This window comes from Sphingomonas sp. GW821-FHT04B01 (genome assembly GCF_059420425.1).
In genome coordinates this window covers 183624-196443 of sequence record NZ_JBWKTR010000004.1, presented here as the reverse complement: position 1 = coordinate 196443, position 12820 = coordinate 183624, and the positions used below count along the sequence as shown (strand labels likewise).

The 12820-nt window shown below is 68.6% G+C and carries 11 protein-coding genes; 5 read left to right on the top strand and 6 right to left on the bottom strand.

From position 1 onward, the window contains the following. Window positions 1-33 precede the first annotated feature (33 nt). Both AC07UH_RS11970 and AC07UH_RS11965 read right to left on the bottom strand, forming a co-directional pair. Window positions 34-774: a hypothetical protein gene (locus tag AC07UH_RS11970; RefSeq protein ID WP_495180615.1), complete on the bottom strand. Its 741-nt coding sequence runs from the start codon at window positions 772-774 to the stop codon at window positions 34-36. Beyond that, window positions 747-1982: a TIGR04063 family PEP-CTERM/XrtA system glycosyltransferase gene (locus AC07UH_RS11965; protein WP_495180614.1), complete on the bottom strand. Its 1236-nt coding sequence runs from the start codon at window positions 1980-1982 to the stop codon at window positions 747-749. The genes AC07UH_RS11970 and AC07UH_RS11965 overlap by 28 nt, the downstream gene beginning before the upstream one ends. Before the next feature lie 723 nt (window positions 1983-2705). Between AC07UH_RS11965 and AC07UH_RS11960 the strand changes: the two genes are divergently transcribed. The 3 genes from AC07UH_RS11960 to AC07UH_RS11950 all read left to right on the top strand — a co-directional run bounded on the left by AC07UH_RS11960 (window position 2706) and on the right by AC07UH_RS11950 (window position 5521). Beyond that, entirely contained in the window at window positions 2706-2873 is a 168-nt protein-coding gene (locus tag AC07UH_RS11960) for a hypothetical protein (RefSeq protein WP_171009463.1), read from the top strand. Next, window positions 2866-4224, top strand: a complete 1359-nt coding sequence (locus tag AC07UH_RS11955; RefSeq protein WP_495180613.1) for a putative O-glycosylation ligase, exosortase A system-associated — start codon at window positions 2866-2868, stop codon at window positions 4222-4224. Before AC07UH_RS11960 ends, AC07UH_RS11955 begins: the two co-directional genes overlap by 8 nt. A 262-nt stretch (window positions 4225-4486) precedes the next feature. Then, window positions 4487-5521 carry an acyltransferase family protein gene (locus AC07UH_RS11950; protein ID WP_495180612.1) on the top strand — a complete coding sequence of 345 codons (1035 nt, stop codon included), beginning with the start codon at window positions 4487-4489 and terminating at the stop codon, window positions 5519-5521. A gap of 1 nt (window position 5522) precedes the next feature. Here the strand turns inward: AC07UH_RS11950 and AC07UH_RS11945 are convergent, their stop codons facing one another. Beyond that, window positions 5523-6089, bottom strand: coding sequence for a DJ-1/PfpI/YhbO family deglycase/protease (locus AC07UH_RS11945; protein ID WP_495180611.1), 567 nt, complete (start codon window positions 6087-6089; stop codon window positions 5523-5525). A gap of 111 nt (window positions 6090-6200) precedes the next feature. Here AC07UH_RS11945 and AC07UH_RS11940 point away from each other — a divergent pair, with 111 nt between their 5' ends. After that, complete coding sequence (locus tag AC07UH_RS11940) at window positions 6201-7217, top strand: DNA topoisomerase IB (RefSeq protein WP_495180610.1); 1017 nt, start codon at window positions 6201-6203, stop codon at window positions 7215-7217. An 11-nt stretch (window positions 7218-7228) separates the two neighbouring features. Then, window positions 7229-8395 carry a mechanosensitive ion channel family protein gene (locus AC07UH_RS11935; RefSeq protein ID WP_495180609.1) on the top strand — a complete coding sequence of 389 codons (1167 nt, stop codon included), beginning with the start codon at window positions 7229-7231 and terminating at the stop codon, window positions 8393-8395. A 3-nt stretch (window positions 8396-8398) separates the two neighbouring features. On the opposite strand, the gene AC07UH_RS11930 is transcribed toward AC07UH_RS11935, so the two are convergent. The 3 genes from AC07UH_RS11930 to putA all read right to left on the bottom strand — a co-directional run bounded on the left by AC07UH_RS11930 (window position 8399) and on the right by putA (window position 12679). Beyond that, window positions 8399-9190 carry a hypothetical protein gene (locus AC07UH_RS11930; protein WP_495180608.1) on the bottom strand — a complete coding sequence of 264 codons (792 nt, stop codon included), beginning with the start codon at window positions 9188-9190 and terminating at the stop codon, window positions 8399-8401. Then, window positions 9190-9378 (bottom strand): hypothetical protein, encoded by a 189-nt coding sequence (locus tag AC07UH_RS11925; protein ID WP_495180607.1) that lies wholly within the window; start codon window positions 9376-9378, stop codon window positions 9190-9192. The genes AC07UH_RS11930 and AC07UH_RS11925 overlap by 1 nt, the downstream gene beginning before the upstream one ends. Before the next feature lie 349 nt (window positions 9379-9727). Continuing rightward, the gene (gene putA / locus AC07UH_RS11920; protein ID WP_495180606.1) at window positions 9728-12679 is read right to left on the bottom strand and encodes a bifunctional proline dehydrogenase/L-glutamate gamma-semialdehyde dehydrogenase PutA; all 2952 of its coding nucleotides are present in this window, start codon (window positions 12677-12679) and stop codon (window positions 9728-9730) included. Window positions 12680-12820 lie beyond the last annotated feature (141 nt).

Sequence of the window (12820 nt, the reverse complement as noted above, 5' to 3'; positions counted from 1 at the left end):
ACCGGCTTCGCGCGTCGCGCGGAGCCGGTTTTCTTATGCCCGCGCTTTCCGGCGCGTGCTGCGTTCCAACCGGTCGATCAGCGCCTCGATTGACGGCACCTCCGATGGCCCCGCTGGGTCCGTCGGTGCGACGGGCTGAGGCGGTTCCGACGGCGCGGGCAGAACTTCCGCCACAACGGTGGCGGGCGGCCGCAGCGGCAGTACCGGGCGCACCGGCTCGCGCGGCACTTCAGGCAAGGCGTCGGGGTGGAAGGCGGCGAGCGGCAGGTCGAGATCGGCCGGGATCGAGCGCTCCTCGGGCAACGCCGCGTCGCTCGTCGACGCACCCTCCTGCGCCACCGCCGCCGCGTCGCTCGCCGGCGGTGCCGGCGGCGGCAGCGGCGTACCGAGGTCGGCGGCGGACATCGGCCGGCGTGCCGGCGCGTCGGGATGCGCGTCGGCCCGGCGCAGCACCGGTACGCCGCCGTCCGCCGCCGGCCTCGGTGCGAACAGTCCGCCTGCACCGAACAGCAGGAACAAGGCCGACCACGTCACCGCCGCCGCCAGCCCGCCGCCGGCCAGCGCGAGCACCGCACGCGCCGTGTCGCCGAGCGGCGGCGCCGCCACCGCGATCAGCGCGGGCAAGCCGCTCTGCCATACCCAATCCTCCAGCGTCGTCTGCGGCAGCAGCAGGAACAGCGCCGCTACGGCGAGCCCGGCGAGCGCGCCGCCCGCGGGCGCGATCCATGCGGTGACGTGAGACCGCTTCATATACCGGCCGGGGAACGCTGCCATGATCCATCCACTGTCGCGGCCGCCGTCAGCCGCTGGTAAATCGGTTCGTAACGACAAATGTTTGACGACCAGTTACGCTCCTGCTCGACGAACGCCCGCGCCACCGCGCGCCGCCGGTCCCAGCCGCTGCGGTCGGCGAGCAGCCCGGCGAGCGCGCCGGCGAGCGCCGCCGGATCGTCGGGCGCGAACAAGGTGCCCGTCTCGCCGTCGCGGATCAACTCGCGATGTCCGCCGACGTCCGAGGCGGCGACCAATTTGCCCTGCGCCATCGCCTCCAGCGGCTTGAGCGGCGTCACCAGCTCGGTCAGGCGCATCGCCTTGCGCGGATAGGCGAGCACGTCGACCAGCGCGTAATAGCGCTCCACCTCGGTATGCGGCACGCGCCCGACGAAGCGGATCGCCGCCGCCGCGGGCGACGCCGCCGCCTGCGCGCGCAGTGTTGCCTCCATCGGCCCGCCGCCGACCAGCAGCAGCCGCGCACGGGGCCGTGCGGCGACCAGCGCCGGCATCGCCGCGATCAGATCGTCGAGGCCCTCGTAATCGTAGAAGCTGCCGATGAAGCCGATCGTCTCCGCGTCGTCCAGCCCCAGTTCCGCCGCCAGCGCCGGATCGCGCGCCACCGGTGCGCCGAACACCGTCAGGTCGACGCCATTGGGCGATACGACGATCTTGTCGCCGTCGATGCCGCGCGCGATCAGATCGCCGCGCAGCCCCTCGCAGATCACCGCCACCGCATCGGCGCGCCGCACCGCCCAGGTCTCCAGCGCCCGCGTCGCGCGATAGCGCGCCGATCCGTCGCGCCCGGTGCCGTTGCCGACCGCGGCATCCTCCCAGAAGGCGCGAATCTCATAGACCAAAGGCAATCCCCGCCGCCGCGCGACGCGCAGCGCCGCGAGCGCGTCGAGCACCGGCGAATGCGCGTGGAGCACGTCGGGCCGGAACGAATCGACCGCCGCCGCGATCCGCCGCGCGAAGGCGGCGATCCCCGCCAGCTCGCCGACGACACCGCCTTTCAAAGCCGCCTGCGTGCGATGGAAGGTGAGCCCGTCGACCGCCTCGACCGCATCCGCCACCGCACCCTGCCGCGGCCCGGTCACCGCCGCCACCTGCCAGCCGCGCTGCTCCTGCGCCTTCAGGATCGCGCGCGTACGGAAGGTATAACCGCTCTGGAGCGGCAGACCGTGATCGAGGACGTGGAGGATACGCATCACCCGCGCTTATGCCACAGCGGCTTAAGGACGCGTCAATCCGCGTGCCGCCCCTTTGGGTTCGGGCGACCCCGCCGACACCTTCATGTAAGAAGAAGATATGTTCGCGCAGAGGCGCAGAGGCGCGGAGATGGAGCGCATGGTGAAGCGTGGCCCGCTCTCTCGTCTGAATGGAGATCGCCACGGCGCCGACAAACGCAACACCTCCGCGCCTCCGCGCCTCCGCGCGAACCACCCTTCTTAGCCTCGCCCGAAACGGGTCACTGCCGCTCTGCCGCATACCCCGGCGCAGGCGAACTCTTGGGAAAGCCTTGACGGGCCTTCACAGTGTTCCTGCGAAAGCAGGAACCCAGGGCCAAGCACAACAACGGCTTACAGCGTCCGGAACTCCTGGGCTCCTGCGTCCGCAGGAGCACTGGCAGAGTGTCGCATCGGGAACGCCGGACCTCCCCGCCTCCCCCCGTCACCCCGGACTTGTTCCGGGGTCCACGCCGCGGCGAGGAGAAAGGCTTGAGCCTCATGCCGTTTCCCTGCGGACCGGTGGACCCCGGAACGAGTCCGGGGTGACGAATGCGATGGGGAAGCGGCTCGCACGCCATCATTGCAGCGATACAAAGCACCCCCGGCCGGCCGCCTCCACCCCCCGACCCGCAACGCACTTAACGTGGCATCAACCCCCACCATCCCATAGGCTTGGCGGATGACCGCAGACGCCCCGACCCGATGATCGACAATCTGTCGCTGGCGCTCACCCATGGGCTGATGCTGCTCGCCGCATGGCTGCTGCTCAAGCGCACCGATCTCGATTCGGAAGCGCCGCCGCCCCGCCACTGGCGCGCCCGCGGCAATCCCCCCCAAAACCCGCCAGAGGACGACCGGCCCGGTGCGTGACCTCGTCTTCGTCGCCTTCCTCGCCGCGATCTTCGGCATGGGGCTGCGGCGGCCGTTCATCCTCGTCCTCGCCTACGTCTATATCGACATCGTCTCGCCGCAGCGACTGACCTACATCCTGCTCAACACCGTGCCGATCTCGCTGATCGCGGTGGCGCTGGCGGTCGGCGGCTGGCTGCTGATGGACGACAAAAGCGACAGCCGCTTCACGCCCCGGCAAGGATTGATCGTCGCGCTGCTGCTCTATTGCTGGGCGACCACGCTCGGCGCCGACTTTCCGCTCGATGCGAAGGACAAATGGGACTGGGTGTGGAAATGCCTCGCCTTCGCCGCCTTCCTGCCGCTGACGCTGCGCACGCGGCTCCGGATCGAGGCGCTGCTGCTGTTCATGATCCTGTCCGCCGCCTCGATCATCATCGTCGGCGGCATCAAGACCGCGGCGGGCGGCGGCGGCTATGGCCAGCTCGACCTCATGGTGAACAACAATTCGGGCCTCTACGAAGGCAGCACCATTTCCACCGTCGCGATCGCGATCGTGCCGCTGATCGCGTGGTTCATGCGCTACGGCACGATCTTCCGCCCCGACTGGAAGGTGAAGGGCTTCTGCCTGTGCCTGATCTTCGCCTGCCTGCTGATCCCGATCGGCACCTCGACGCGCACCGGGCTGCTCTGCATCGTGCTCGTCGCATTGCTGTCGCTGCGCAACGCGCGCCGCAAGTTACTCTATCTGACGATGATCGCCGCCGCCGCGGTGATCGCGGTGCCGTTCCTGCCGGCGAGCTTCACCGACCGGATGAGCACGATCAAGAGCCACGACGCCGACGAATCCGCCTCGACCCGGCTCGCGGTGTGGCAATGGACGATCGACTACGCCAAGGCGCATCCGTTCGGCGGCGGCTTCGAGGCCTATCGCGGCAACCACATCCGCTATGAGATCAAGAAGACCGACGGCGCCGGCCCCGCGCCCGCGGTGTCCGACCAGGCGGTCACCGACAAGGCGCGCGGCTATCACAGCGCCTATTTCGAGATGCTCGGCGAACAGGGCTATCTCGGCCTCGCCTTGTGGCTGGGCATCAGCCTGATCGGCATCGTCCGCATGGAGGTGCTGCGCCGCCGCTACGGCGACCCCGCCGGGCCGTTCGGCTGGGCGGGACCGCTGGCGGCGGCCTTGCAGACCGCGCACCTCGTCTATCTGCTCGGCGCCGCCTTCATCGCGATCGCCTTCCAGCCCTTCGTCTACATGCTGATCGGCGCGCAGATCGGCCTCGATTCCTATCTGGCACGGCGCCGCGCGGAGACGGCGCAGGCACCGATGCGGCGGCCGCGCGCGGCAGGGTCGGTGACGGCGTGAACCGCCCCCTGCGCTGGCCGGACCGAGCCCAATCCGCCATCCCGGACCCGTGCGAGACGTCGGCGAACGTCCCGACTACCGGCAAACCAACCCAGTGCTCCTGCGAAAGCAGGAGCCCAGGAGTCCCGAACGCCATAAGACGTTTCTTTGCTTGGCTCTGGGCTCCTGCCTTCGCAGGAGCACTGGGCGACTTTCACAGAGGCCTCGATCATCTCCGGGGTGACGAACCCCGTGTCGCACCCGTCCCCACCCCATCCCACCGATGACCGAATTGCGCGCGCTCACCAGTATCCGCGGCATCGCGGCGTGGCTGGTCGTCCTCTACCACATCCGCGGCGGCATCGCCGGCCTGCCGCCCGCCGTCGAGGCGGTACTCGCCAAAGGCTATCTCGCGGTCGATGTCTTCTTCCTGCTGTCGGGCTTCGTCATCTGGCTGAGCTGGCACGCGCGGCTGCGCGATCCCGCCGCCATCCCGCGCTTCCTGCAAAAGCGCATCGCCCGCATCTGGCCACTGCACGCGGTGATGCTCGCCGCCGCGGTGGCGCTCGCGCTGCTGCTCCGCGCGACCGGCCGCACCGACCCCGCCTTTCCCTTCGCCGAACTGCCGCTGCACCTGCTGCTCGTCCAGAATTGGGGGGTCACCGACGCGCTGCGCTGGAACGACCCCGCCTGGTCGATCAGCTGCGAACTCGCCGCCTATCTGCTATTTCCGCTGCTCGCGCTGGCGATCGACTGGCGCAAGCTGCCGAGCGTCGCGCTGCTTGCGCTGGCCACCGCGCTCCTGCTCGCTCTCCACGCCGCCATGCACGGCGCCGCATCCTTGGGCGAGGACATTCCCCGCCACGGCCTCACCCGCTGCCTGACGGAATTCGGCACCGGCACGCTGCTCGCCGCGCTCTACCTGCGCCAGCCACGCGCGATCTGGCCGGCATTGGCGGCTCTCACGACCGCCGCCGCATGGGTGCTCGGGACGCCGGAAACGCTCGTCGCGCCCGCGACCTTCGCCGCGCTCCTGCTGCTGCTGGCCCTCACCGCCGGCCGCCCCGGCCATCCGCTCGAGGGCCGCCGCCTCCACTGGCTCGGCGAGATCAGCTACGCGACCTATCTGTCGCATTTCCTGCTGTGGAAGGCGTTCAAGCTCCCGCTCGCCGCCGCCACGCTCGCCCCGCCGCTGATCGCGCTCTACCTGCTGCTGGTACTGATCGTGTCGGCCGCCTTGTACCGCTTGGTCGAACGCCCCGCGCAACACCACGTCAACCGCCTGTTCCTCCCCCTTGCGGGGGAGGAATCGCGCTGACTCACGCCTCTTCGCTCTCCTCGGCCAGCTCTTCCGCCAGCGCATCGAGGATCGCCTGGTTGAACGCGGGGATATCGTCCGGCTTGCGGCTGGTGATCAGATTGCCGTCGACCACCACCTGCTCGTCGACCACGTCGGCGCCGGCATTCTCCAAATCGGTGCGCACCGACGGCCAGCTCGTCACCCGGCGTCCGTCGACCACGTCCGCCTCGACCAGCAGCCACGGCGCGTGGCAGATCGCCGCGACGATCTTGTCGTCCTCCATGAATTCCGTGACGATCTCGATCGCCCGGTCCTGCAACCGCATCTTGTCGGGATTGCCTACGCCGCCCGGCAGCAGCAGTGCGTCGTAATCGTCGGTGTCGACGTCGTCGAGCGTCAGGTCGGGGGTGATGCTCTCCCCCTTCTCGCTGTCGTTGACGACGCCCTGGATCAGATCGGTCTTGATCGAAGCGAGGCTGATCTGCACCCCCGCGTCGAGCAGCGCCTCGCGCGGCTTGAAGAGTTCGTCCTGCTCGAAACCGTCGGTGGCGAGGATCAGCACGCGCGCTTGGGCAAGGTCGGCCATGTCATGTCTCCTGTGGGGATGCGACGCACCAACAGTCGCGCCCGCCGCACGTTCCGGAACAGACGGCGACCCCCGCGCATTTTCGGACGACCCGCACACAAGGAGCAAAGGGTGGCAGCGCGAATAGTCTATTGCGACGACTCGAAACCCGGCATCACCCGCAAGAAGGTGCGCAACGGCTGGGCCTATTTCGCCCCCGACGGCACCCGCATCACCGACCGCGACGAGATCGACCGGCTCAACGCCGTCGGCCTGCCCCCCGCCTATCGCAACGCCTGGTATTGCCCGCGCGCCAACGGCCATATCCAGGGGATCGGCTGGGACGAAAAGGGTCGCAAGCAATATCGCTACCACACCGGCTTCCGCGAGGCGCAGGAGGCGGCGAAATACGAGAAATGCGCCGATTTCGGCCTTTGCCTGCCGAAAATCCGCAAGCGGGTGGAAGCCGATTTGTCCGCGCGCGGCCTGGGCAAGGACCGCGCGATCGCCGCGGTCGTCCGCCTGCTCGACATCGGCCATATCCGCGTCGGCAACGAAGCCTATGCCGAGGCGAACGAGAGCTACGGCGCGACCACGCTGCGCAAGGATCACGGCAGCGTCCGCGGCGACACGCTGAAGCTGCGCTACAAGGGCAAGTCGGGCAAGGAGCGCGACATGCAGGTGACCGACAAGCGTCTCGCCGCCACCGTCAAGAAGATGCAGGATCTCGACGAACAGCATTTGTTCGCCTGGGTCGACGATGCCGGCGAGGCGCATCCGGTGACCTCGTCCGACGTCAACGACTATATCCGCCGCGCCGGCGGCGGCGACTTCACCGCCAAGCATTTCCGCACCTGGGGCGCCAGCGTCACCGCATTCGAGGCGCTCGCCTCGGCCGAGGCCGATCTCAGCCTCAAGGCGTTGCTCGAACCCGTCGTCGCGCGGCTCGGCAACACGCCGGCGATCGCGCGCAAGAGCTACGTTCACCCCTCGCTCATCGACCTCGTGAAAAAGGGTCAGAGCGCCTTCCGCAAGGCGCTCCGCCTGCCGCGCTCGGCGCGTTATCTCAGCCGCGAGGAACGCGGCCTCATCGCGTTCCTCGAAGCGGGAACTCCGGCCGCGCTGCCCGTCCTCAAGGCCGCCGCCTGAAAAGGTCCGTCATGTCTGCCAACACCACCGCCGCGGCCAAGGCGCCGATCTTCGACGCCGACACCGTCCAGAACCAGATCGGCGAATTCTACACCGCCAGCGAGATCTGGCTGCACACCCACTGGCTGCAGATCCTCATCGCCTTCGCGATCGGCGCGGTGATCGTCATCGCGCTGCACGGCCTGCGCCGGCTCGGCAGGAAATTGTGCGGCAAGGACGTCGGCCGCCGCGGCTGGGGCACGATCCTCGGCCGCGCGATCACCCGCACCAGCAATTTCTTCATCGTGATGCTCGCCGCCAAACTGGTCGTCGGCTACGCCGGCGCGCCGAGCCAGGTCGCCACCACGGTCAATTTCCTGTGGACCGTCGCCTCGGTCTTCCAGGCGGCGATCTGGGCACGCGAGCTGATCCTCGGCGCGATCGAGCATCGCACCAGCAGCGAACATTACAGCGGCGAGGCGCTGCTCAGCGCGATGGGTCTCATCCGCCTGCTCGTCACCGTCGCTTTGTTCGCCGTGGCGCTGGTCGTCGTGCTCGACAATCTCGGCGTCAACGTCACCGGCCTCGTCGCGGGTCTCGGCGTCGGCGGCATCGCCATCGGCCTCGCCGCGCAGGGCATCTTCGGCGACCTGTTCGCGGCGCTGGCGATCATCTTCGACCGTCCGTTCCGCCGCGGCGACAAGATCAGCTACGGCACCACCAGCGGCGTCATCGAATCGATCGGCCTCAAGAGCACCCGCATCCGCGCCTTCACCGGCGAGCTGCGCGTCATCAGCAACAAGCAATTGCTCGACAAGGAGATCCAGAACACCAGCGTGCGCGACCACATCCGCATCGGCTTTACCATCGGCGCCGCCTACGAAACCCCGCCCGAGACGCTCGCGCGCATCCCGGCCCTGCTCCGCGAGATCGTCGAGGCGGAGGGCGGCACCGTCGCCCGCTCCGGCTTCGAGACGTTCGGCGCCTCCAGCCTCGACTTCGCGCTGCAATTCGACATCCCCGGCGACGATTGGGCCACCGCCCACCCGATGCGCGACCGCATCATGGTCGGCATCATGACCCGCTTCGCCGCAGAGGGGATCTCCATCCCCTATCCGACGCAAACCAACTACACCGCCGCCCCCGACGGCACATTGGTGATGCCCTATGCGGCGGTGACGGAGCGACCGCCGGCTTGACCTTCAGGCACCCGACCCGAGCCGCCGCCCTCGCATTGCCGTGATCCGGGTGACCGCATCGTTGATATTGTGGCGGCGAAACTGCTCCGGGACACGCGGATCATCCGCGAAGTGCCGCAAGATCTGCAGCGGATCGTTGACCATGAACTGATCGGCCCGGCGCCCGGTGATGTGACGTTCGAGATATTCGCCCAGTGCGTCCAGCGTCTTGAACGCCATGCGCGCCTCCGGCGCGCGATGGTCGCCCGCCGCCCCGTCGAGCATGTCGGCGATGAAGCAGCGGAGGATGGCGGCGCTCGATTCGAGTTGCGCCAGCGCCGATATCCCCCTGCGATCCAACGTCACGGTGTTCTCGAGCTTGCTTTGCAGGCAATGGAACGGATGCATGATCCGGATCAATATCGGTGATGCCTCCGGCTCTGCGAGCAGCGGCACCATCAATTCGATCGCTTGATCAGCTACACGGTCACCCGGCCCGGCCACATAGGCGAGAAAGTCGATGCGCTCGTCCGGGCTGTTCTCATGCCCGAGATCGAGCATCGCGCTACTCGGGGTTGCATCGCCCGCCGTTGGAAACACGACACGCGCTCGAAGGGCCGCCGCCATCTCGGCCGCGCGACGCCCCGATCCGAGAAAATCGATATCCTGCGTGGTGGCCGCAGACGCCTCCGGCCCGAAGTCCGGACTGTCGGCGTAATAGGCCGTCCAGACCGCGATCGCCTGCCCTCCCACCAGAATGACGTCCGCCTTGCCGGCTGCCGCACGCATGACCGCATCGATCGATGCCGCCAGCATCAGAGCGGTCCGTCAGCCTTTCCGATCGTCATCTGCGCAGCGGAGAAGTCGAGATGACCAAAGGCAAAATTCCGGCGCGACAACGCCTCCGCCGTGATCCGCCCCGACGATAGCGCCGCATCGTCCGATTGCCGGGCAGCATCCTTGTCCCTGCTGCGTTGCCGGGGATCGAAATACGACGCCTGCATCCTTGCCTCCACGATCCGGTCAGCTCGTGATTGTCGTAGCACGTCAGCGCAGGAAGGTTAATCGCACGTCCCCGCGCCGCCGGTCGACAAGCCCCTGCCTAGCTTCCGTACACCCTCTGCAAACGGCCGATCCTCCCGGAAGTGAAACCGCTGCAACTCCACCAGTGCTCCTGCGAACGCAGGAGCCCAGAGTCCCGAACGCTGCAAGCTGTTGTTCTGCTGGGCCCTGGGTTCCTGCTTCCGCAGGAACACTACACTCAACCAGTGGTCGAATGGACTGCCGCAGAGGTTTCGGAAAGCCGGGGTAACGAGTCTCAGGAACGATCGCCCGCCCCGAACACCCCGCCCCTCAAATCCCCCCTTCGTCCAGCGACAGCAGCGTCGCATTCCCGCCGGCCGAGGTGGTGTCCACCGACACCGCCCGCTCGGCGCAGAAGCGGTAGAGGTAATGCGGCCCGCCCGCCTTCGGCCCGGTACCCGACAGCCCCTCGCCGCCGAACGGCTGCGACCCCACCACGGCGCCGATCATCGAGCGGTTGATGTACAGGTTGCCGACCGCCGCCGCCGCCTCGGTCACCTCGGCGGCGCGGGCGATGCGGCTGTGCAGGCCCATCGTCAGGCCATAGCCCTTGGCGTTGACCCGCGCGATCGTCTCCTCCAGCTTGCCCGCCTCCCAGGTCGCGACGTGCAGGATCGGCCCGAACCACTCGCGATCCAGATCCTCGATCGCATCGAGCCGCACCAGCGTCGGCGGCACGAACAGCCCGTCGGCCGGCGCCGCCAGCGTCTTGACCGTCCGCTCGGTCACGCTCGCCCGATAGGCCATCAATTTGTCGTAGGAGGCGCGATCGATCACCGGCCCGACATCCGTCGCGGGGTCGGCAGGATCGCCCAGCCGCAGCGTGTCCATCGCGCCGCTCAGCATCTCGATCACCGCCTCGGCGACATCCGCCTGCACCAGCAGCAGCCGCAGCGCCGAACAGCGCTGTCCCGCCGAGCGGAACGACGAGGTGACGACATCCGCCACCACCTGTTCGGGCAAGGCGGTGCTGTCGACGATCATCGCGTTGATCCCGCCCGTCTCGGCGATCAGCGGCACGATCGGCCGGTCGTCGTCCGCCACCAGCGTCCGCGCGATCCGCTTGGCGGTCGCGGTCGATCCGGTGAAGGCGACGCCGGCGACGCGCACGTCCGCGGTCAGCGCCGCGCCGACCTCCGGCCCGCCGGTCACCAGCACCAGCGCATCCTGGGGCACCCCGGCGCGATGCGCCAGCTCGACCGCGAAGCGCGCGATCTCGGGCGTCTGCGGCGCGGGCTTGGCGACGACGGTGTTGCCGGCGACCAGCGCCGCCACCGTCTGGCCGAGGAAGATCGCCAGCGGGAAGTTCCACGGCGCCACCGTCGCCCACACGCCCCGTCCTTCGATGTGCAGCGTATTGCGCTCGCCGGTCGGCCCGGGCAGGTCGACCGCGCGCAGCCGGCTGCGCGCCTCGCCCGCATAATAGCGGCAGAAATCGGCGGCTTCGCGCACCTCGCCGATCGCATCGGGAATCGTCTTGAACGCCTCCTGCACGCAGATCGCCATCAACCGGTCGCGATTCTCCTCGAGCAAATCGGCGAGCCGTTCGAGGCAGGCGGCACGTGCGTCCACCGGGGTCCGCGACCATATCGGGAACGCCGCCTGCGCGCGTCCGACCGCTGCCGCTACCGCGGCACCCGCCTCCGCCGCGATCGCGGCCGGCGTATCGCCGAGCGCGAGCGGCTGCCTGACCGCCCGCACCGTCGCGTCCAGCGTCGCGACGTCGCTCAGGTCCAGCCCGCGCGAATTGCGATGCCCCGGCGCGAACAGGTCCTTGGGCAGTGGAATGCTCGGATGCCGCGCGCCGCCCACCGCGGCGATCTTCGCCACCGGATCGGCGAGGATCTCGTCCTCGCTCAGCCGCGCATCGGCGAGCTGGTGGACGAAGCTCGAATTCGCGCCATTCTCCAGCAGCCGTCGCACCAGATAGGCCAGCAGGTCGCGATGCCCGCCGACCGGCGCATAGATGCGGCAGTGATAGCCGTTCTCGCGCACCAGCCGCTCGTACAGGCCGTCGCCCATGCCGTGCAGCCGCTGGAACTCGAAATCGCGCGAATTGCCCGCCCATTCGAGGATCGTCGCGACGGTCAGCGCATTGTGGCTGGCGAAGGCGGGACGGATGTTTTCCGCCGCCAGCATGTCCTTGGCCACCGCCAGATACGATACGTCGGTCGCCGCCTTGCGGGTGAACAATGGATAGTCGGCCAGCCCCTCGACCTGGGTGCGCTTGATCTCGCTGTCCCAATAGGCGCCCTTGACCAGCCGTACGTTCATCACCCGGTCGAGCGCGTTCGCCCAGGCGACCACCGGTCGCGCGCGCTTGCCATAGGCCTGCACCGCCATGCCGAATCCGTCCCAGCCCTTCAGGCTCGGCAGCGCCGCGACCGACCCGATGATGTCGAGGCTCATCTCCAGCCGCTCGGATTCCTCGGCGTCGACGGTCAGCGCGATGCCCTTGCCCGCCGCCTGCACCGCCAGCGCCTCCAGCATCTCGGTCAGCGCCGGTACGCATTCGCTCCACCGCGCCACTTCGTAGCGGGGATGCAGCGCCGACAGCTTCACCGAGATCGAATGGCCCGCCGCCGGATCGTTGCCGACCGCGTCGATCGCGCCGACATAGGCGTCGAAATAGCGCCGGCCGTCGGCGAAAGTGCGCGCCGCCTCGCCGAGCATGTCGAAGCTGGCGGTGAAGCCCTTGTTGTCGGGCTTGCGCATCCGCCGCATCGCCTCGTCGATGGTCCGGCCCATCACGAAGATCTCGCCCATCTTCTTCATCGCCGTGCCCACCGCCTGACGGACGAACGGCTCGCCCGCCCGGCTGATCAGCCGGCGCAGCGGCCCCGACGGCCCCTCGCCGACCAGCACGCGGCCGACGACGAGACCCCAGGTCGCGGTATTGACCAACTTGCTGTTCGACTGGCCCGCGTGGGCGCGCCAGTCGGCGTCGCCCAGTTTGTCCGCGATCAGCAGATCGGCGGTCTCCGGATCGGGCACGCGCAGGAACGCCTCGGCGAGGCTGAGCAGCGCGACGCCCTCCGACGAATTGAGCCGATATTCCTGCAGGAACTGGTTCACCCAGCCACGGTTCTGCGCCGCGCGCAGGTCGGCGAGCAGGCCCGAAGCGTGGTCGATGATCCGCCCACGCGAATCAGGCGAGGTCGCGGCCCGGTCGAGCAGCGGTTTTAGAACATCGGGTTCGCTCGCCCGATACAGTTGCGACATGGTTTTGCGGGCATCGGACGTTACGGCAGAGGACATGTTCAAGCTTTCGGTCGGCCAAGGCTTGCGAGAGACACCCTCCCGCGCCTAGAGAATGCGTCGCATCTAGCGCCAAATGTCGGGCGCCAAAAGGCGGCGCCGGAA